The organism is Gordonia sp. LMA484 (assembly GCF_058129505.1).
The window spans coordinates 4,975,286-4,993,796 of record NZ_CM176700.1 but is presented as its reverse complement, the minus strand read 5'-3'; the positions used below and the strand labels follow the sequence as shown (position 1 = coordinate 4,993,796).

The following is an 18,511-nucleotide window of genomic DNA, read 5'->3' as shown; positions in this document are numbered from 1 at the left end:
ATGACGGGGGCCGAAGGTCAGGGCGCCGACGGGCACGCGTCCGACGATCAGATGCCCGAGGATCAGATTCCCGACGATCAGGTTCCCGACGATCAGGTTCCCGAGGAACCGCACGGCGATGCCGGCGTCGACGACGCCATGCTCACCGGGCGGACATTGTGGATCATCCTGCTGTTGGCTGCCGGCGCCGGTGCCGTCGCCGGGTTTGTCGGCGGCGCATTCCGATGGCTCCTCGAACGCACCGATCGCTGGCGCGGGGACGTCGTCGACTGGGCGCACACACACCCCGCGTGGGGGTGGTTGATACCGGTCGCCATCTCCGCAGTGGCCGCGGCGGCGGCCGCCGGCATCGCGCGGTGGCAGCCGCTTTCGTCGGGCAGCGGTATCCAGCATGTGGAGGCCGTCGACCGCGGTGAGGCCGATCCGCCGCCGTTGTCGGTGGTGCCGGCACGGTTCGTCGGCGGCCTGCTGACGATCGGCGCGGCCGGCATGGTCGTGGGCCGCGAGGGTCCGACGGTGCACATGGCGGCGGCGATCGGGGCGGCGGCGGGCCGACTCGCCAAGCTGCCTCTCGACGAGATCCGGTTGTTGCAGACGGTGCTGTCGGGTACCGGTCTCGCGGTGGCGTTCAATGCGCCGATCAGTGCTGTCTTCTTCATCTTCGAGGAGATCACCAAGAAGTTCCGGCTCCGCGAGGCTCTCGTCACGATGGTGGCGGTGGCGATCGGTCTGGGGGCCTCGCGATTGGTGCTGGGCGACGAACCGGACTTCCGGCACGTCGTGTCCGTCTCCGCGCCGTCGATCACGACATTGCCGATCTTTGTGGTGTTCGGTCTCATGGTCGGATTCCTGGGGGTCATCTACAACCGGCTGATCCTGGAATGTCTCGAGTGGTTCGACATGATCCGTCGTGTGCCCGCGGTGGTGAAGGCCGCGGTGATCGGCGCCGTGGTTGGTGGTCTGCTGATCGCCGATCCGGTGATGGGCGGCGGCGGTGAGGTGCTCGCCAGCCTCATCCTGGCCGGTCAGCACTACGCCTTGCCCGTCGTGATCCTCTACGTCGCGGTGCGCTTCGTCGCCGGTCCGTTGTCGTACGCCGCGGGCACACCCGGCGGTATCTTCGCGCCGATCCTCGCGCTCGGCGCGCTCATCGGGCTGGCGGCGGGTCGGATCACCCAGGTGGTGGTGCCGGGACTGAACGAGGACCTGACCATCGCGTTCGCGCTGGTCGGGATGTCGTGTCTGTTCGCGTCCATCGTGCGTGCGCCGTTCACCGGTCTGGTCCTCGTCATCGAGATGACCGCGGTCACCTCGGTCACCGTCCCCATGCTGGTGGCGGGGGCGATGTCGGTGGTGATCGCCTCGCTGCTGCGGTCACCACCGATCTACGACGCCCTGCGGGTGCGGATGTTGCGCAAACACGCCGAGGAGGAGCATCAGCCGTCGGGATGAGTGCCGCTCAATCGGAGGCGAGCTCGATCAGCTTGCGTACCGTCTTGAGGTTGCGGCCCGTGCCCTGCACCCCGAGCCCCTTGGCGATCACCGGTGCGGTCAGCTTCGACACCCCGGCGCCGCCGGCGTAGCGGATGTGCAGATCCTCGCCGATCACCGCGAACTCGTCGTCACCGAACTCCCGTTCGGCGAACTCCGTGGCCTTCGCGGCAGCGGGTTTCGACGTCAGGCAGTACACATAGGAGAATTTCGGATCGATGACCTCGAACGGATGTGCGGCCAGCGCCGCCTCCAGCTCATCGACCGACCGGCTGATCACCTCGCGAAACCAGCCGAACCGGTCGGCCATCGCCGTCTCGAGGGCGCGGTCGAATTCGTCGGGCGCACCGGGTGGTTCGCAGATGAGATTGCCGGAGGCGATGTAGGTCGACACGTCGGTGGCGCCGAGTTCCGCGGCGATCTCACGGAGGTCGGCCATCGGGAGCTTTGTGCCGCCGACGTTGACCGCGCGGATCAAGACCACACGTAGCGCCATCTACTCTCCTGTGTCGCCGGGCTTCCGTCTGTGCGTTCAGATCACCACCGGGCGTGGCGGCGGATCCGGTTCGGGAGGACCGGGATTCGGGTTCGGGATCGGGTCCGGCTCAGGAACCGGAATGGGTGGCTCCGGGGTCGGCTCCGGAATCGGTTCCGGCGCGGGAACCGGTTCGGGTGGTGGCGGTGGAGGTGGGACAGGCCGACTCATGCGGATCACTCCTCACTGAGCTCTGGTGCTCGTCACTCGGGTGCTCGTCACTCTGCTGCTCGTCGTGGTGGATCGACCCCTTCGACCGACGTTACGCCGATGGTCTCCGACCGGCCACGTCGTAGGTCAGGTGGGTGACCATCGACGTCGCCCGCGCCGCTCGCGGGACGAGCCGCAGATCGTCGAGTCCGTCGAACACCTTCTCCCCGCGACCCAACACGAACGGCGCGATATGCAAACGCAATTCGTCGACAAACCCTGCGCCGAGGCACTGACGCAGCGTCGACGGGCCGCCCGCGACGGCGATCGAGCCGTCGGGCCCGGCGGCCTCGACCGCGTGGGCGTATGCCTCCTCGATCCCGCCGGTGACGAAATGAAACGATGTCCCGCCGGCCATCTCGACCGAGGCGCGGGCGTGGTGGGTCAGCACGAAGACGGGTGCGTGATACGGCGGGTTCGGCCCCCACCAGCCCTGCCAGCTGTCGTCGGGCCAGGTGCCGCGGACGGGACCGAACATGTTGCGACCCATGATGTACGCGCTGTGGCCGGTGATCGCGGCGATCTCGGCGGCGTTCTCCTCCGCTGCGTCGAACATCCACCGGTGCCCGCCACCTTCTTCGAACCCGACACCGAGCGGCGCATCCAGCGACTGATCGGGGCCGGCGCCGTAACCGTCCAGGGACATCGTGATGTCGGCGGTGACGATGGGCATGTCGCGTCCTCCTGGCGGTCCGGGCTGTTCAGCCTGGTTGACTCGCCCACCGCGACAAAATCATCGGCGCGGCGTCAACGCACCTTTGACAGATCGGTGCGGATGAGCATGACGTTGTAGTCATCCCATCGAGAGGCCACGAAGTAGAGCGATCGGCCGGTGGCGCGGGGATGGATGTACGGCGCGTACAGACCCTGGGTCTGGGCCACCGGGACGATCACCTTCTGCCCGCTCCACGGACCGACCGGGGAGGGGGAGGTGCGCATCATGATGTTGCCGCCACTCTCGGTCAGCATGATGTAGCGCTTGAGGTAGTCGTTGTACGCCACCGACATCTCGCTGACCGGCTGACCGACGACCGGCACCGCGTCGCCCGGCCGCGGGGACCATGCGCCGCCGCCGCGGTAGTACTGATAGGCGTTCAGATTCAGGATCTCCCCCGGCCGCACGCGCGAGACGTACGCCGACCCGTACCGGCCGGCGGGTGTGCCGTACTCGTAGACATAGTCCCCCGACCGCAGGAAGGCGCCCATCTGGAACCGGTCGTGGCCCTGCGCGACCTGGCTGACCCCGGGCACGGTCACCTCGAGATTCATTCGGATGGTGTTGTTGTCGGTGGCCCAGGTCTGACCGTTGTCGTGCGAGACGGCGATCGCGGAGTAGCCGGTCGCCCAGCGGCCCGGCGACAGCCAGCGGCGGATCGACATGTAGCTCATGTACTGGGTGCCGTTGATCGAGATCCCGCCGGTCGGGATCTTGCCGACCTCGATGTTGCGGACGCCTACCGCGTTGAGCATCGGTTGCGCGAATGTCGGATGCTGCGGTGTCACCGACGCGCCCGACCGGATGGCGCCGGGTATGGCGTTCGGGAAGGTCATGCCCTTGTCGAGGTTCGAATTGCCGTTGCTGCGCAGCATGGTGTTGTTGCGCCACACCATCTGACCCGCACACGGGCCCCATGTGTCGCCGAACGCCATCAGCACCTGTCCGGAGCCGTTGTCCCACGGCACCCCGACGTCGGCGGACGTGATGGAGAAGCGTTTGTCGGTTTTGTTCGGGCTGCGTGGGCCGGTCACCCATTGGATCGCGGTGCTGGCGCCGTGCAGTTTGACCAGGGGCATCTGCGGTTTCTTGCCATTCGGCCGATAACTGCCGAAGTCGGCGCTGCCGAGGCCGATCTCGCTCGACCCGGAGCTGCCGGTGCTGCCGACATCGGCGCCGTTGAAGCCGATCGCGCTGCAGATCGATGCCTGTGCCGGAGAGTCCACGGCCACCGCGCCGCCGACCGTGAGTGCGACGATGGCGGCTCCGGTGATGAGCGCACGCCGTCTGGACATGGGTGTTCCCCCCTGTGCGGACCGTGACTGTGGTGCCAGTGTTGCAGAAGTGGCACATCGATCACAGGTCCTGGTGCGAACCGAGATCCTGGCGTGACCCGGTCGGGTGGCGATGGTCCCGGGTGGGCCGTGTCGGTCACGCTACCGCAGGTGACCCCATCGGTCGCGGGGATCGGGCATCAGTGTGGGGCAGGTCCGACATAGCGGGCACGCGGCCGGATGATCTTGCGTGACCGCGCCTGTTCGGCGATGTTGGCGCACCACCCGACGACGCGGCTCACCGCGAAGGTCGGGGTGAACATCGACCGGGGGATCGCGCAGGCATCCATCACGACGCCGGCATAGAACTCCACGTTGGCGTACCGCGGCTGGTCGGGATGGGCTTCGCGGAGTACTTCCACCACCGCTCGTTCGACGTCGACCGCCCGCTCGACCGTCGGCCCACCCAGCTCGACGGCAATCGATCGCAGCAACTCCGAGCGGGGGTCGGTCGTCCGGTACACGGCGTGCCCGAAGCCCATGATCCGGCGGCGGGCGGCCACCTGATCGCGGGCCCAGGCGGTCGCATCGCCGTGTCGGGCGATGTCGTCGAGTGCCTCCAGGGCGCGGTCCGGGGCACCGCCGTGCAGGGGGCCGGAGAAGGCGCCCAAGGCGCCGCACACCGCGGCGTAGACGTCGGCGCCGGTGGAGGCGATGACACGTGCGGTGAAGGTGGAGGCATTGAACCCGTGATCGATGGTCGCGATGAGGTACTGCTCGACGGCGCGCACATGCGCGGTCTCCGGGCGGCGGCCGGTCAGCTGATAGAGCCAGTTCGCGGCCACCGGCAGGTCGGGGTCGGGGGCGATCGGCTCCTCGCCGATCCGGATGCGGTGCAGCGCGGACAGGATTGTCGGGGTCAGCGCCGCCACCCGCATCGAATCGGCCCGGACGGTCTCGGGTGTGCTCTCCCACAGCGGCGCGGCATGGGCGGCCGGGCCGGCCGCCGACAGGACGGTGCGTAGCCCGGCCAGGGTGTCGCGTTCGTCGCCCAAGAGTGCGACGGTTCGCAGAACGCCACCCAACTCGTCCGGGAGGTCCCGCAGTTGTGCGGTGGCGGTGCGGAATTCGGCGAGCTGTGCGGACGTGGGCAGTTCCCCGTGGACGAAGAGGTACCAGACCTCCTCGAACGAACGGGTGCGGGCGAGCTCGATGGCCGAGTACTCGCGGTAGTGATAGAAACCCTCGTCGCCGCGGACGTCTCCGATCTCGGTGTCGGCGACGACCACGTTCGCCAGCCCCTCCGGCGCGATCAGCTGCTCCATTCCGATCTCCACTCTTGCTCGGCCACAACCGGATCGGTGTGGGGTGACTCCACGATGCGTCGTATTGATCAATGGCGTCAATGTTGATTTCATCAATGTATGGAGCGTGTGCACACCCGGCGGTTCCCGAAGCCGATCCATCACGACGGACGCGATTACCTGACCACCGAACAGGTCGCGCGGATGCTCGGTGTCAAGGTCGCGACCGTGTACGCCTACGTGAGTCGCGGGCGGATGACGAGCGTGCGGATCGACGGAGTGGACGGGAGTGTGTTCGCCGTCGACGACGTCGAGTCCTTCGTCTCCGACCGGACCAGACGAGCCCCGGCCGGGGTCGTCGAGCGCATTCACACACGGCTGACGCTGTTACAGGACGACCGCCTGTACTACCGCGGACGTGACGTCGGCGAGCTGGCCCGTCGGCGCACGTTCGAAGATGTGGCGAACCTGTTGTGGGACAACGACGTGTCGTGGGATTCGGCGCCGATCGAGGCATCGCTGCGGGCGGCGATTCGAGGTGTCGCCGGCCGGTCGGCGCGCGGACTCGATCTGATCCGTCTGACCGTGGATGCTCTCGGGGCCCGGGATCCGGGTCGACATCAGCGGGAGCCGGGTGCGGTCGCGGCGACCGCTGCGCGGATCATCAGGGGCTGTGTCGATGTGCTGGGTGGCGGCGGAGCTCGGTCGGGGACGATCGCCGAGCGTCTGTGGCCGTGCCTGACCGACGAACCGCCGACGCCGCGCAAGGTGGCTCTCCTCAACGCCGCGCTGGTCGCGCTCGCCGATCACGATCTGGCGGCCGGGACCGTGGCCGCGCGGGTGGCCGCGAGCGCCCGCGGGAGCATCTACGCGGTGCTCGTCGCCGGCCTGGGTGCGTTCGACGGTCCGGTGCACGGTGGCGCCACCACTCTGGCCTACCGCCTGCTCGCGGGTGCACTCGACGATCCCCGCGCCGCCATCGCCGAGCAGCTCTATCTGGGAAATGCGATCCCGGGGACCGGCCACGTGGTGTACCAGCGGCACGATCCGCGGGCAGAAGTGCTCCTGGAGCTGCTGCGATCATCAGGCGGCGGTGATCGCCGCGTCGTGGGCGTCGTCGACGAGATCCGCCGGCAGGTGCCGAACTCGACCTTCGTCAACTCAGACTTCGCGCTCGCCGCCCTGGCGCTGCGCCACCGGATGCGGCCCGACGCTGCGGAAACGATCTTCGCGATCGCCCGGATGGCGGGCTGGACCGCGCATGCACTCGAGGAGTACGGCGAGCGGCAACTCCGATTCCGGCCGGAAGGCGTCTACACGGGGGTCCGGCCGGGTACCCGGTGAGTGGCCGGGTGTGCGGGGTGTCGGCGGACCCTTCGTGACGCGTCGCTCGTTCCTCGCGAGGCTCCTCAGGGATCGGGGGGCGGACGCTTCGCTCGTTCCTCGCGAGGCTCCTCAGGGATCGGGGGGGTGGACGCTTCGCTCGTTCCTCGCGAGGCTCCTCAGTGATCGGGGGCAGCGTTTCCTTCGGTCCCTGAGGAGCCTCCGAGCGTGCGAGGATGCGTCACGAAGGGCGCCACCGCTCAGAACGGCGTGGCGACGGCAAACGTCCGCCGGAACGGCAACACCGTCACGCCCGACGGCTCGGGTGGGTAGGCGTCGCGCAGCCGTTGTTTGAGCTCGGCGGTGAAGGCCTCGAGCGCATCGCCGTCGTTCTCGAGTGCCAGGAAGAACGGGCGTGCCGCGGTCCCGGAGATCCAGTCGTAGACCGGATCGTGGCCTTGCAGCACATGCAGATACGTGGTGGACCAGGCATTGGTGGTGAATCCGCGTTCGGAGAAGAACGACAGATAGTCCCTCGCGTCGAAGCGGGGAACGTGGCGGACACCGGCGAGTGCGTCGGCGAAGCGTGGGTCGTCGGAGAGCTCCATGAGCGTCTGGTGTGTCGGAGCGTCGCGGTTGTCCGGTACCTGCAGCGCGAACACACCGCCGTCGTTGAGATGGCCGAGCAAGCGGTCGATGACCGAGAATTGTTCGGGGACCCACTGGAACATCGCGCTGGAGACGATGAGGTCGACGGGTTGGTTGGGCGCCCAGGTCGTCACATCGGCGAAGTCATAGTTGGCGTGCGGGTCGGTGTTGTCGCGAATGGCCTGATCGATCATCGTCGGCGACGAATCGATCCCGAGGACCGTCGCCTCCGGCCAGAGCGCACGAAGATGTCGGGTGAGGTGGCCGGGGCCGCAGCCGAGGTCGACGATCAGGTTGGGCGCCGTCGGCACCTGTGCGATGAGGTCGATGTACGGGCGGGCACGGGCGTCGGCGAATTGCAGGTAACGGTCCGGATCCCAGGTCTGCATAGCTCCTACAGTAGTGCGGTCGCAGCGATTTCCGGAGGGTCGTAAGGCGTCGAAAGTACTCGGCATGGGCGCCGAGGGGGTTGCAGTAACCTTCCTTGCGTGACCGACGCTGCCTTCGACCCTCAGATCGCCCCAGACGCCGACATCGCTGATCCCGGCTCGACGACCGCCACCGACGTCGTGGAGATCTCGACCGATGGTGCGTGCCTGGGTAACCCGGGGCCGGGCGGTTGGGGAGCGGTACTGCGGTTCGGACGTCACGAGAAGCGCATCTCGGGGGCCGACCCCGACACCACCAACAACAAGATGGAACTGACCGGCGCGATCGAGGGACTGGCCGCGCTGACGAAACCGTCGACGGTGGTGCTCTACACCGATTCGAGCTATGTCCGCAACGGCATCATGAAATGGGTCGCCGGATGGCAGCGCAACGGCTGGAAGACCTCGGACAAGAAGCCGGTCAAGAACGCCGACCTCTGGCGGCGGCTGATCGAGGAGGAGAAGCGGCACGAGGTGACCTGGAAATGGGTCAAGGGTCACGCCGGCGACCACTACAACGAGATCGCCGACGAGCTCGCGACCACCGCCGCACGAGAGATCGCCGGGACGCGCCGATGACCGCGGGTCCGCTGCCGGTTGCGATCGAGCCGAACCGCGACGAGCACCTGGTCGCCGCCGTCGAGGCCGCGGGTGCCCGGGTCGTCGGTCTCGACGAGGCCCGCGTCCTGGTCTGGATCGGTGTGGTCGCCGAGTTTCCGCAGGTCCCTGATCAGGTCGAATGGGTGGCGCTGAAGACCGCGGGAATCGAAGAGTACGTCGGGGCAGGCCTGATCGACGACCGGCGGATCTGGACCAACGCGTCGGGCTTCTACGCCGAGAACGTCGCCGAGCATGCGTTGGGCCTCCTGCTGGCCGGGCTGCGCCAGATCAACACGGCCGTGTTGCGGCACTGGGACAAGCAGCCGATCGACACCGCGGTCCGATCGTTGCACGGTTCGACCGTGGCGATCGTCGGCGCCGGCGGCATCGCCGCATCACTGATCCCGCGACTGCGCGCATGCGGTGCGCAGGTCATCGCGGTCAACCGATCGGGGCGGCCCGTCGAGGGGGCGTCGTTGACGCTGCCCGCCGAGCGAACCGACGAGATGTGGGCCCAGACCGACCACGTGGTGCTCGCCGCACCGGCCACCGCCGAGACCCGGCACATGATCAACGCCCGCACGTTGGCCGCGCTGCCGTCGCACGCCTGGGTGGTCAACGTCGCGCGTGGACCGCTGGTCGATCAGGAGGCGCTGGTGAGCGCACTGCGCGACGGGCAGATCGCGGGCGCCGCGCTCGACGTCACCGATCCCGAACCACCCGCTGCCGACGATCCGCTGTGGTCGATGGACAACGTGATCATCACTCCGCACGTCGCGAACCCGTCGTCGGGGCTGACCCGCACGATGGCGCCGTGGATGGCCGAGAACATCCGGCGGTATCTGGCCGGGGACGACCTGCTGTCGCGGGTGACGCCGGGGCGCGATTACTAGACCCGAGGCAGTGATCGGCGCCTAGGGTGTTGCGATCTGATCGGACAGCAGTGAGCTGCTCTCGCGGTGCCGCGGTGATGCGATCGGCACCCGGCGGGGTCCATCATGGAATGACCATGGTCAGCCACACAGGTGCGGATGACGACCGGCTGCTCGAGCAGGTCGCCCGGATCTGTGCTCGTGCCGAGGAGCCGCTCATCCTCCTCGAACACGTAGCACACGCCGTGCGCCGGCACATTCCGTATGCGGTGGCCGGTTGGCTGCTCGTCGACCCGGACACGCTCCTCATCACCGGGGTCTACGAAGAGGGCGTGCCGAGGGACGCGCACCTCGCGCTCATCGAGCTCGAACTCACCGTCCCGGACTTCACCAAGTTCGTCGACATCGCCCGGGGTTCGGAAACGGCGGCGGCGTTGAGCGCGGCGACCGGTGGACACCTCGACCGCAGCGCCCGCTGGACCCGGATCTACCAGCCGGGCGGCTTCGGCGATGAGCTGCGGGCGGTGTTCCGGGCGGGCCAGGTCACCTGGGGGCACGCCTGCTTGACCAGAACCGCCGACGATCCCTGGTTCACCCGCCGCGAGGTCGAGCTGGTGGCCCGGCTGTCGGCGCATGTCGCGCACGGTCTTCGGGCCGGTCTGCTGGTGCATCAGGTGGATACCCTGCGGACGGATGGTCCGCCCGCGATGATCGTCCTGGACGACGACGGTCGGGTCCGGACCGCGACGCAGCGTGCACGTGACTGGCTGGGCCCCATCGAGTCCTCCCGGCTCGATGCCTCGATCGTGGTGCACGAGGTGGCCGCCCAGGCACGCGCCCTCGCCGATGGCGAGCGCGTCGGGCCGCCGGCGGTCGCTCGGGCCCGCGCTGTCTCCGGTGAATGGTTGCTCGTGCGCGGGCTGCGCCTCGACAGCGTCAGCACGGCGGTCGTGCTGGAACCGGCACGCCGCGCCGACGTCGCACCCGTTCTGCTCCGGCTACATGAGTTGACGCCGCGAGAGCGCGAGGTCACCCAGTTGTTGCTGACCGGGATGGACACCACCGACATCGCCCGTGAACTGTGGATCACGCCGGAGACGCTGCGCGGGCATGTGAAGTCGGTGTTCGCCAAGCTTGGGGTGGGCAGCCGGCCAGAGCTGCTGGCCCGGCTCCAGCATCAACCGCCGGTGCACTCGGCGTCGGGCTGATCGGTTCGGGACGCGAGGGGTGTCGGGGTGGCTCCGGCGGCAGCGATTCCACGGGCGGCTTGTCGGGCGAGCTTGCCGGTGTAGCCGGTGAGTCCGGGGCGCAGGACGTAGCCGACGAAGCGCAGTCCGGGCCGCGCCTCACCGCCGTCGACGACGCGCGGCAGACCGCGATCGTCGAGGACGCCCAGGTGCCCGGCGAGGGTGGGTAGGCCGCTGGTGTAGCCGGTCGCGGCGATCACGGTGTCGACGTCGACGTGTGAGCCGTCGCCGAGGTGGGCGCCGCGCTCGTCCAGTCGATCCACCGCGGCCACGACGTGGATCGCACCGCTGCGGATGGCGTCGATCACCTCTTTGTCGACGATGGCGGTGCCGGCGCCGCGTTCGAGCAGCTGCGCGAACACCCCGGCCGGCGGTGTACCGAGGCCGTATGCGGAGAGGTCTCCGACGGTCGCGCGCTGGATTCGGGCCAGCAAGGTGTCGACCGAGCGGGTCGGCATCCGGACGAGGATCGGCACGGGAAGGTCGCCGGGTATACCGGCGCTGCTCCGCAGCAAGATGTTCGGCGGCGTCCGAACCGACAGCAGCACCTCGGCGGCACCTTCGTCGGCCAGCTCTCGCGCGATCTCCATCCCCGTCGATCCCGCGCCGACGACGAGGACCCGATCCCCTCGGTACGGTGCGGCATTGCGGTACGCGGCAGAGTGCACGACCCTGGCCGGGGTGTGCGGACCGGTCGCCCACGCCGGGAGCGAGGGCACGTTGAAGATGCCGGTGGCCACCACGACGTGAGGCGCGTGGACCGTCCCGTCGTCGGTGGTGACGTCCCAGCCGCCGCCCGGGCTCGGGTCCAGGCGCTGCACTCCGACGCCATGCCGCACCGGGACATGTCGGGCGGCGGCGTAACCGTCGAGGTAGTCGACGTACTGGTCGCGGGTCGGAAACCAGCCGTAGGAACGGGGGAACGGGGAGCCGGGCAGCGCCGACCACCATCGGCTCGTGTTGAACCGAAGACCGTCATATCGGCCCGCCCAGGCGGCCCCGGTCCGCTCACCGCGTTCCAGCACGGTCACCGGGACGCCGCGCTTCACCAGTTCGGCGCCGGTGGCCAACCCGGATGGCCCGCTGCCGATCACGAGTACCTCATCCATGATTCTCACCTCCGCGGTCCGTTTGATGGACCCATACCCCAGTCTCGTCGCAGGTCCCGGGGGTGACCATCCCCCAGACGGGGGGTGTGGACGAGGGGTGCAGTGCGCCGGCTCGAACCAAGCAACTAGAACATGTTTCAGTTTTGGTCGAATCGATGGCATTCTGGCAGGCGTGATCCTGGACAGATTTCGTATCGATGACAAGGTGGCGATCGTCACGGGCGCCGGACGTGGACTGGGGGCGGCCATTGCGGTCGCCTTCGCCGAGGCCGGGGCCGACGTGGTGATCTCCGCGCGCAGTGAGGACGAACTCGACAAGGTCGCGGCCCGCGTCCGCGAGGCGGGTCGTCGGGCCAAGGTGGTGGTCGCCGACCTCAGTGATCTCGACGCCGTCGCCGGGCTCGCCCAGACGGCCGTCGACGAGTTCGGTCGGCTCGACATCGTCGTCAACAACGTCGGCGGCGCGCTGCCCCGACCCCTGATGGACACCAAACCCAAGCACCTGACACAGGCCTTCGACTTCAACGTGACGAACGCGCACGCGCTGATCGTGGCCGCGGTGCCGCACCTACTCGCCAGCAAGGATGGCGGAGCGGTCATCAACGTCACCTCGGCCGTCGGTCGCACGCCGGGTCGCGCGTATGCGGCCTACGGAACCGCCAAGGGTGCCCTCGCCCAGTACACGCGCCTCGCCGCGATGGACCTCAACCCGAAGATTCGGGTCAACGGCATCGCGCCGGGAGCGATCCGCACCTCGGCGCTCGACGTCGTCGCCGCCGACGAGGGCATGCGCACGGAGGTGGAAACCGCGACCCCGCTACATCGCCTCGGCGATCCCGAGGACATCGCGGCCGCGGCGCTCTACCTGGCTTCGCCCGCCGGCTCCTACGTCACCGGCAAGATCCTCGAGATCGACGGCGGCATCATCGCGCCCAACCTGGATCTGCCGATCCCGGACCTGTAGGTTTTCGCGCCCCGGGTCCCTGGTCCCTGGTCCCTTAAGAATTCGGCCCTTCGTGACAGTGAGGATGATGGTGGGTAGTCGAGGAGGCGTCGTTGGGGTCTGACCTTCTTCGTGACTGACTTCTCATCGGTTGGATGGGTTGGTCTTTGACAGCGACTTGTCGGCATCAGGGATGTCTGTTCGGCTGCTCGTGAACAACTGGAGACCTTGCTAGGAACCGGGGCGGGTGTGACCTGATAAGGACCTTGCCCGACCACTGCGAGTCGTGGCTCTTCACTGTCCTGTCCACCCGCCCCGGCGAGGTCATCCATCACGTTGAGTGAAGGAGACATTCCCACCATGACTGTGATTACGCCTGACATGCAAATAGTTCTCGGCGTCGATACTCATCAGCACACCCATCATGCTGCGGTGGTTGGCGCCGCTACCGGCCAGGCGGTGGCCGATCAGCCGTTCGCGGCCACCGCGCAGGGCTATCAGCAGTTGCTGCGGTGGGCTGGTGGGTTCGGTCGGATCGAGGCGGCCGGCATCGAGTCCAGCGCCTCCTATGGGGCCGGGTTGACTCGGGCGGCGCGTGCGGCCGGTGTCGAGGTCATCGAGGTCAACGCCCCGGATGAGGCGGTGCGCCACCGCGACGGCAAATCCGATGCGATCGATGCCTACAACGCGGCCCGCGCGGTGCTCTCGGGTCGGGCCAGCGCCGCGGCCAAAGACACCACCGGCATCGTCGAGTCGATCCGCATGCTGCACCTGACCCGCAAGTCCGCAGTCCATTCACGTACCACCATCACCAACCAACTGCGCGATCTGTGCACCACCGCGCCGGCGGTGATGGCTGATCGGTTGCGCGGGCTGAGCAAAGCCCGCCGGATGGCGCTGATCGAGTCGCTGCCCGAACCCGACGCGACTCAGATGGCCGATCCGGGCACCGCGTTCGTCTGTGCCGCCCAGTCGCTGGTACGTCGCCACCGCGAGCTCGACACCGAGATCGCCGCGCTGGACCGCCACCTGCGCAGGCTGGTGACCACCGCGGCGCCCACGCTGATCGCTGCACCCCAGATCGGTACGGTCTGCACGGCACAACTGCTGGTCACCGCGGGCGAAAACGTCGACCGGATGCACAGCGAAGCCAGCTTCGCCAAACTCTGTGGCGTGGCCCCGCTACCGGCCTCCTCAGGCAAAACCAACCGGCACCGCATCAACAAGGGCGGTGACCGCCAAGCCAACAGTGCCCTGCACATGATCGCGGTCGGACGCCTCAAACACCACCAGCCCTCACGGGCCTACCGCGAACGCCGCGAACAGGAAAAACTCACCCACAAAGACATCATCCGATGCCAGAAACGCTACATCGCCCGAGAAGTGTTCCACGCCCTCAAAAAAGACCTCGCACGGCTTGACAAACTATAGGACCGTCGCATCCTCGCAGGCTCGGAGGCTCCTCAGGGACCGGGGTGACGCATCCTCGCAGGCTCGGAGGCTCCTCAGGGGCCGGGTGGGGGCCTTCGGCGCTGGTGGAGACGAGTTCTACCGGTCCCTGAGGAGGCCCGGAGCGCTAGCGGAGGACCGTCACGAAGGGCCCTTCGTGACGCATCCTCGCAGGCTCGGAGGCTCCTCAGGGATCGGGGGGACGCATCCTCGCAGGCTCGGAGGCTCCTCAGGGAGCGGGGGTGACGCATCCTCGCAGGCTCGGAGGCTCCTCAGGGATCGGGGGGACGCATCCTCGCAGGCTCGGAGGCTCCTCAGGGAGCGGGGGTGACGCATCCTCGCAGGCTCGGAGGCTCCTCAGGGGCCGGGGGGTTGACGCATCCCTGTCTGTCAGGGTGAGTTGAGACCAGCGCGTCGTAGCACCCCCCCCGTTTGGCAGGGCGAGATCAGGATGAGTATCGATGTCTGTTGTGAGTGTCAGTAGCTCCGATAATGGGGTGATGGACAGTGGTAGTGAGCAGCACACTGGTGGTCAGGGGCCGCGGCGGCGCCGCAGTTTCACCGCCGAGGACAAGTTGAGGTACCTCGCGGCCTATGAGAAGGCGTGTGAGACCGGTGAGGGCGGCGCCTATCTGCGGCGTGAGGGCTTGTATTCGTCGTTTATGAGTGAGTGGCGTCGGTTGCGTGATGGTGGTGTCCTGCACGCCGATGAGGCCGCGGCCGGTCGGGTGCCCCGGTCGGGGTTGAGCGCCGAGCAGGCTGAGATCGCCCGGTTGAAAAAGGAACTGGCTCAGGCCACCAGCAGGTTGGAAACAACCCAAACCGCGCTGGAGATCATGGGAAAAGCACACGCGCTCTTGGAGCAGATCTCCAAGAGCGCGGATTCCGAGGACCCGCGCGGACAGCGTTGATGACGACGTTTACGGCGTTGACCGCGGCCGGAACCCCCCAGCGCACCGCGGCGCTGCTGACCGGGATGTCGCGGGCCACCATGGCACGACGCACCGCCACCGAGATCGCTGAGGCCGAAGGTGACGGTGGTGCCCGGACCCCGGCGACTGGCCGGCGCGCTGCTGCGGCGCGGGTGGAGCCGGCCAACAAGCTCGACCAGAGCGAACGTGACCAGGTGCTGGCGGTGCTCGCCAGTGACCGGTTCGTGGATTGCGCACCGGCCCAGGTGTACGCCACGTTGCTCGATGAGGACTGCTACCTGTGTTCGATCTCCACGATGTATCGCATCCTGGGCGCCCACGACCAGGTCCGGGAGCGTCGCCGACAGGCCACCCATCGCGCCACCGCGATACCGGAGTTGGTGGCCACCGGCCCCCGCCAGGTCTACACCTGGGACATCACCAAACTCGCCGGCCCGCAGCGGGGGGTGTACTACGAGGCGTACGTGATGATCGACATCTACTCGCGCTACATCGTCGGGGTACACGTGCAGACCCGCGAATCCGGGCCGCTGGCCACCGCCATGATGCGTGAGGTGTTCGGGGTCCACGGCATCCCCGAGGTCGTACACGCCGATCGGGGGACCTCGATGACCTCGAAGACCGTCACCGAACTGCTCGCCGACCTGTCGGTGACCCGCTCACATTCACGCCCACACGTCTCCAACGACAACCCGTACAGCGAATCCTGGTTCAAGACACTGAAATACGCGCCGGTGTTCCCCACCCGGTTCGGGTCCATCCAACAGGCCCGCGAGTTCATGGCCACCTTCACCGACTGGTACAACCACACCCACCGCCACAGCGGCATCGGCCTGCACACACCCGCCGATGTGCACTACGGCCACGCCGCCACCATCGCCGCCGAACGCACCCGCACTCTCGCCGCGGCCCACCGCGCCCACCCCGAACGCTTCGGACCCAGCGATCCCGCCCCGAAGATCCTCGCACTGCCCGAGGCAGCCTGGATCAACAAACCCCAAGAGGAGCAAAAACCGACAGTCGCCTAACACCCACTGGCCTCAAACCCCTTGACAAGTTCCGCATCCTCGGAGGCTCCTCAGGGACCGGGGTGAAGGGTGGCTTCGTCGATCACGAAGGCCGTTCGTTGCGGGCGGCCTTTTCGACGATGGTCGCAATCCGTCTGGTCTTCGTCGCCGGCTGCTTGGCGAAGGCGATCTGACTCAACCCGAACTTGCGAGCGCTCGGCGGGAAGGCATCCCAATTCGCCCGGGCCTGCGGGTCGGCGTCCAGCGCGGCGGCGAGTTCGGGCGATTCGATCAGCGCCTCCGCGTCGTCGAGCAGATTCCAGAGGCCACGGGCCTTGGCGTCGTCGATGATGGCCTGACCGGCCGGCTGCATCCGTCCCTCGGCGAGCAGATCGGCGACGCGTGCCTTGTTCGACGCGGCCCACGCGCTGTTGCGTCCTCGACGGGTGAACCACATGCCGCGGCGCTCGTCGTCGATGGTGCGGGTGTGACCATCGACCCAGCCCCAGCACAGTGCTTCTCGCACGACCTCGTCGTAGTCGAGAGGCGCGTTGCCGGACTCCTTGCGCCAGAAGACGAACCACACGCCGTCGGATCTGTCGTGGTGGTTGCGGAGCCAGTCGTGCCACTCGTCGAGGGAAACGGGGTGCAGATGTTCGGCGCTCGGGTCGGCCACCTGAATGAGAGTAGCCGTCGAGGTGGTCGGTCTCGGTACAGTTGAGATGTGGGCGGTTTCATGGGCTCTATCGGCGATTTCTGGTGGCTGATCTTCCCGATCGGCGGCATCGTCGGGGGCTGGGGTGCCCGGATTGCGAGCTATAACGAGAAACGGCGTCGCGACAAGATCGAGCTCGAACGCATCCGCGCATCCGCCAAGACCGAACAGCTACGCATCACCCAGACGAGCCGGACCGCGATAGCCAAGGCGCTGGCACGCCATGATGACGTAAACGCGCGCTGGTTCGGCTACGAACTCGACCTGGCCACCCTCATCCAGTTCCCGATGATGACCGACCTTCGTGAGCCGCTGACACTGACCTTTCACCGCGCCAAGGTGCGGGCCGACGATCTCCGGCCCGACAACCCCGACGAACTGCTCGATCCGGCCGTGTTCTCCGAATACCGCGATGCCGTCGGCGAGTTCGCGACCGCCTTCGACGCCGCCGAACGGGAGGCCCGTCGTCGCAAGCAGGCCGACTTCTCACCGATCGAGCGGGAACGTCTCGAGCGGGCGCGTCGGTTGGTGGCGGTGGCGGCGGATTCGGCGGCCACACCCGCCGAACGGCAGGCCGCCTACCGCAAGGCGCGCGACGAACTCGAAGGCCTCATCGTGGTACCACCGGCTGCCAGCGAGCAGCTCGAGGGCCGGATCGCGGCCGCATTGGAGCCGGGCCGCGAGGGCTGAGCGTTCGTGTTCCCGGTTCGAACACGCACACCTCCCACAAACACGCGATGCATTGCGTGGGTGTGGGAGTTCTGCGTGTTCAGGCCGTGATGCCCAGTCGCTCAAGCCATCCACGGACCATCGGGACGACCCGCCCGTGGCGCAGATCGTCCCAGATCCACCGGACTACCTGGATACCCAGCCGGCGCAGTGCATCCTCGCGCGCCTTTTCGCGCTGCATCACGTCGAACGGACTGTCACCGTCTCTCAGATGCTTCTGGTATTTCGTCATCCCGTCGAACTCGCCGACGAGCTTGCCCATCCAGTCGTAATCGGTGCGCGCGATGAAGATCCGGTAGGGGTCGTAGAACTCGTGCTGCAGCCGTGGGACCGGCAACCCGGCGTTGATCATCTGGGCTCGGCCCCAGGACTCGCCCGCGTTCTCGGCGCCGGGGTCGGCGAACGACAGGGCCCGACGTGCGTGTGTGACGCCGCGCCGTCGATCCGCCAAGAGATCCGCGAGTACCTCGGCGTCGGCGCCACGGCGAAGCCCCGAGTCCAGCACCGCCAGGGCCTGGGCGAAGCCGTTGCTGCAGGCGACGTCGATGACAGTTCGTTCGAGCGAGGTGACCGTGAGATCGCCGATCGCGGTGATGTCGCGTGTGTCGAGCGGACCGGAATGAAGGTGCCGGTGCTTTTCGATCCGGCCACCCGTGTGCGCCCCGGTGGCGAAGTGCACCCGCTCCAGGCGCGGGTGGAGGAGCGACAAGCCGTGCTGGAGCGCTGCGGACTCGTGGCTCAAGGCGAACCCGCCTTCGCTCAATTCGACGGCAGCGAGCGATCGGAGGCGGTGCAGGTCTTCGGGCTTGGTGGGGATAGATGTTGCCGGCACAAAGGCTCCCGGCCAGATACGCCTGATGGTGCCGGCACGAGTCGCGCGTGCGAGGTGATTGTCGGTGAATCCGCGATCGAGCGCGTCGCGGCGGAGGATGAGGCCGTGGTCGTTGGTGGGGAAGTTGTCCATGGGTCTTGGACGTCGC

17 protein-coding genes are annotated in these 18,511 nt (G+C 67.8%); 9 read left to right on the top strand and 8 right to left on the bottom strand.

Annotated elements, in window-relative coordinates; all coding sequences use genetic code 11:
• The first annotated feature begins 138 nt into the window (after positions 1 to 138).
• A complete protein-coding gene (locus AC4AMJ_RS22125; protein WP_489900726.1) occupies positions 139 to 1,452 on the top strand; it encodes a ClC family H(+)/Cl(-) exchange transporter in 1,314 nt (437 codons plus the stop codon).
• Positions 1,453 to 1,459: 7 nt separating this feature from the next.
• Here the strand turns inward: AC4AMJ_RS22125 and AC4AMJ_RS22120 are convergent, their stop codons facing one another.
• From AC4AMJ_RS22120 to AC4AMJ_RS22105, 4 genes are all read right to left on the bottom strand, one after another.
• The gene (locus AC4AMJ_RS22120) at positions 1,460 to 1,987 is read right to left on the bottom strand and encodes a DUF1697 domain-containing protein (protein WP_489914724.1); all 528 of its coding nucleotides are present in this window, start codon (positions 1,985 to 1,987) and stop codon (positions 1,460 to 1,462) included.
• Positions 1,988 to 2,288: 301 nt separating this feature from the next.
• Positions 2,289 to 2,909 carry a dihydrofolate reductase family protein gene (locus AC4AMJ_RS22115; RefSeq protein ID WP_489914722.1) on the bottom strand — a complete coding sequence of 207 codons (621 nt, stop codon included), beginning with the start codon at positions 2,907 to 2,909 and terminating at the stop codon, positions 2,289 to 2,291.
• Positions 2,910 to 2,983: 74 nt separating this feature from the next.
• Positions 2,984 to 4,246 (bottom strand): glycoside hydrolase family 183 protein, encoded by a 1,263-nt coding sequence (locus tag AC4AMJ_RS22110; RefSeq protein WP_489914719.1) that lies wholly within the window; start codon positions 4,244 to 4,246, stop codon positions 2,984 to 2,986.
• Positions 4,247 to 4,425: 179 nt separating this feature from the next.
• Positions 4,426 to 5,550, bottom strand: a complete 1,125-nt coding sequence (locus AC4AMJ_RS22105; RefSeq protein ID WP_489914717.1) for a citrate/2-methylcitrate synthase — start codon at positions 5,548 to 5,550, stop codon at positions 4,426 to 4,428.
• Between the two features lie 99 nt (positions 5,551 to 5,649).
• On the opposite strand from AC4AMJ_RS22105, the gene AC4AMJ_RS22100 reads away from it, so the two are divergent.
• The gene (locus tag AC4AMJ_RS22100; RefSeq protein WP_489914715.1) at positions 5,650 to 6,873 is read left to right on the top strand and encodes a citrate synthase; all 1,224 of its coding nucleotides are present in this window, start codon (positions 5,650 to 5,652) and stop codon (positions 6,871 to 6,873) included.
• Between the two features lie 239 nt (positions 6,874 to 7,112).
• Here AC4AMJ_RS22100 and AC4AMJ_RS22095 read toward each other — a convergent pair whose 3' ends face one another.
• Entirely contained in the window at positions 7,113 to 7,889 is a 777-nt protein-coding gene (locus AC4AMJ_RS22095; protein WP_489914713.1) for a methyltransferase domain-containing protein, read from the bottom strand.
• A 126-nt stretch (positions 7,890 to 8,015) separates the two neighbouring features.
• On the opposite strand from AC4AMJ_RS22095, the gene rnhA reads away from it, so the two are divergent.
• The 3 genes from rnhA (at position 8,016) to AC4AMJ_RS22080 (ending at position 10,608) form a co-directional block, all read left to right on the top strand.
• Positions 8,016 to 8,507: a ribonuclease HI gene (rnhA, locus tag AC4AMJ_RS22090; protein ID WP_489900727.1), complete on the top strand. Its 492-nt coding sequence runs from the start codon at positions 8,016 to 8,018 to the stop codon at positions 8,505 to 8,507.
• Entirely contained in the window at positions 8,504 to 9,421 is a 918-nt protein-coding gene (locus AC4AMJ_RS22085; protein ID WP_489898990.1) for a D-isomer specific 2-hydroxyacid dehydrogenase family protein, read from the top strand. The genes rnhA and AC4AMJ_RS22085 overlap by 4 nt, the downstream gene beginning before the upstream one ends.
• 116 nt (positions 9,422 to 9,537) lie before the next feature.
• Entirely contained in the window at positions 9,538 to 10,608 is a 1,071-nt protein-coding gene (locus AC4AMJ_RS22080) for a helix-turn-helix transcriptional regulator (protein ID WP_489914711.1), read from the top strand.
• Here the strand turns inward: AC4AMJ_RS22080 and AC4AMJ_RS22075 are convergent.
• Positions 10,578 to 11,756, bottom strand: a complete 1,179-nt coding sequence (locus tag AC4AMJ_RS22075) for a flavin-containing monooxygenase (protein ID WP_489898992.1) — start codon at positions 11,754 to 11,756, stop codon at positions 10,578 to 10,580. The genes AC4AMJ_RS22080 and AC4AMJ_RS22075 overlap by 31 nt on opposite strands.
• Positions 11,757 to 11,928: 172 nt before the next feature.
• On the opposite strand from AC4AMJ_RS22075, the gene AC4AMJ_RS22070 reads away from it, so the two are divergent.
• The 3 genes from AC4AMJ_RS22070 (at position 11,929) to AC4AMJ_RS22060 (ending at position 16,108) form a co-directional block, all read left to right on the top strand.
• The gene (locus AC4AMJ_RS22070) at positions 11,929 to 12,720 is read left to right on the top strand and encodes an SDR family oxidoreductase (RefSeq protein WP_489914709.1); all 792 of its coding nucleotides are present in this window, start codon (positions 11,929 to 11,931) and stop codon (positions 12,718 to 12,720) included.
• A gap of 339 nt (positions 12,721 to 13,059) precedes the next feature.
• Entirely contained in the window at positions 13,060 to 14,130 is a 1,071-nt protein-coding gene (locus AC4AMJ_RS22065; protein WP_489914661.1) for an IS110 family RNA-guided transposase, read from the top strand.
• Between the two features lie 479 nt (positions 14,131 to 14,609).
• Positions 14,610 to 16,108, top strand: a protein-coding gene (locus AC4AMJ_RS22060) for an IS3 family transposase (protein WP_489914387.1) whose coding sequence is annotated in 2 segments (ribosomal slippage) — positions 14,610 to 14,994 and positions 14,994 to 16,108 — 1,500 coding nt in all. Because the reading frame shifts where the segments join, the coding sequence is not laid out codon by codon here.
• Positions 16,109 to 16,190: 82 nt separating this feature from the next.
• Here the strand turns inward: AC4AMJ_RS22060 and AC4AMJ_RS22055 are convergent.
• Positions 16,191 to 16,763, bottom strand: coding sequence for a YdeI/OmpD-associated family protein (locus AC4AMJ_RS22055; protein WP_489914707.1), 573 nt, complete (start codon positions 16,761 to 16,763; stop codon positions 16,191 to 16,193).
• A gap of 60 nt (positions 16,764 to 16,823) precedes the next feature.
• Here AC4AMJ_RS22055 and AC4AMJ_RS22050 point away from each other — a divergent pair, with 60 nt between their 5' ends.
• Positions 16,824 to 17,492 carry a hypothetical protein gene (locus AC4AMJ_RS22050; protein WP_489918489.1) on the top strand — a complete coding sequence of 223 codons (669 nt, stop codon included), beginning with the start codon at positions 16,824 to 16,826 and terminating at the stop codon, positions 17,490 to 17,492.
• A 79-nt stretch (positions 17,493 to 17,571) separates the two neighbouring features.
• Here AC4AMJ_RS22050 and AC4AMJ_RS22045 read toward each other — a convergent pair whose 3' ends face one another.
• Positions 17,572 to 18,495, bottom strand: a complete 924-nt coding sequence (locus AC4AMJ_RS22045) for a type IV toxin-antitoxin system AbiEi family antitoxin domain-containing protein (protein WP_489914705.1) — start codon at positions 18,493 to 18,495, stop codon at positions 17,572 to 17,574.
• Positions 18,496 to 18,511: the final 16 nt, after the last annotated feature.

Bases quoted from the DNA above. Each gene is read 5' to 3' on its own strand.
- AC4AMJ_RS22125 (WP_489900726.1), top strand. From the start codon at position 139: ATGCTCACCGGGCGGACATTGTGGATCATCCTGCTGTTGGCTGCCGGC.
- AC4AMJ_RS22120 (WP_489914724.1), bottom strand. From the start codon at position 1,987: ATGGCGCTACGTGTGGTCTTGATCCGCGCGGTCAACGTCGGCGGCACA.
- AC4AMJ_RS22115 (WP_489914722.1), bottom strand. From the start codon at position 2,909: ATGCCCATCGTCACCGCCGACATCACGATGTCCCTGGACGGTTACGGC.
- AC4AMJ_RS22110 (WP_489914719.1), bottom strand. From the start codon at position 4,246: ATGTCCAGACGGCGTGCGCTCATCACCGGAGCCGCCATCGTCGCACTC.
- AC4AMJ_RS22105 (WP_489914717.1), bottom strand. From the start codon at position 5,550: ATGGAGCAGCTGATCGCGCCGGAGGGGCTGGCGAACGTGGTCGTCGCC.
- AC4AMJ_RS22100 (WP_489914715.1), top strand. From the start codon at position 5,650: ATGGAGCGTGTGCACACCCGGCGGTTCCCGAAGCCGATCCATCACGAC.
- AC4AMJ_RS22095 (WP_489914713.1), bottom strand. From the start codon at position 7,889: ATGCAGACCTGGGATCCGGACCGTTACCTGCAATTCGCCGACGCCCGT.
- AC4AMJ_RS22085 (WP_489898990.1), top strand. From the start codon at position 8,504: ATGACCGCGGGTCCGCTGCCGGTTGCGATCGAGCCGAACCGCGACGAG.
- AC4AMJ_RS22080 (WP_489914711.1), top strand. From the start codon at position 9,538: ATGGTCAGCCACACAGGTGCGGATGACGACCGGCTGCTCGAGCAGGTC.
- AC4AMJ_RS22075 (WP_489898992.1), bottom strand. From the start codon at position 11,756: ATGGATGAGGTACTCGTGATCGGCAGCGGGCCATCCGGGTTGGCCACC.
- AC4AMJ_RS22065 (WP_489914661.1), top strand. From the start codon at position 13,060: ATGACTGTGATTACGCCTGACATGCAAATAGTTCTCGGCGTCGATACT.
- AC4AMJ_RS22050 (WP_489918489.1), top strand. From the start codon at position 16,824: ATGGGCTCTATCGGCGATTTCTGGTGGCTGATCTTCCCGATCGGCGGC.
- AC4AMJ_RS22045 (WP_489914705.1), bottom strand. From the start codon at position 18,495: ATGGACAACTTCCCCACCAACGACCACGGCCTCATCCTCCGCCGCGAC.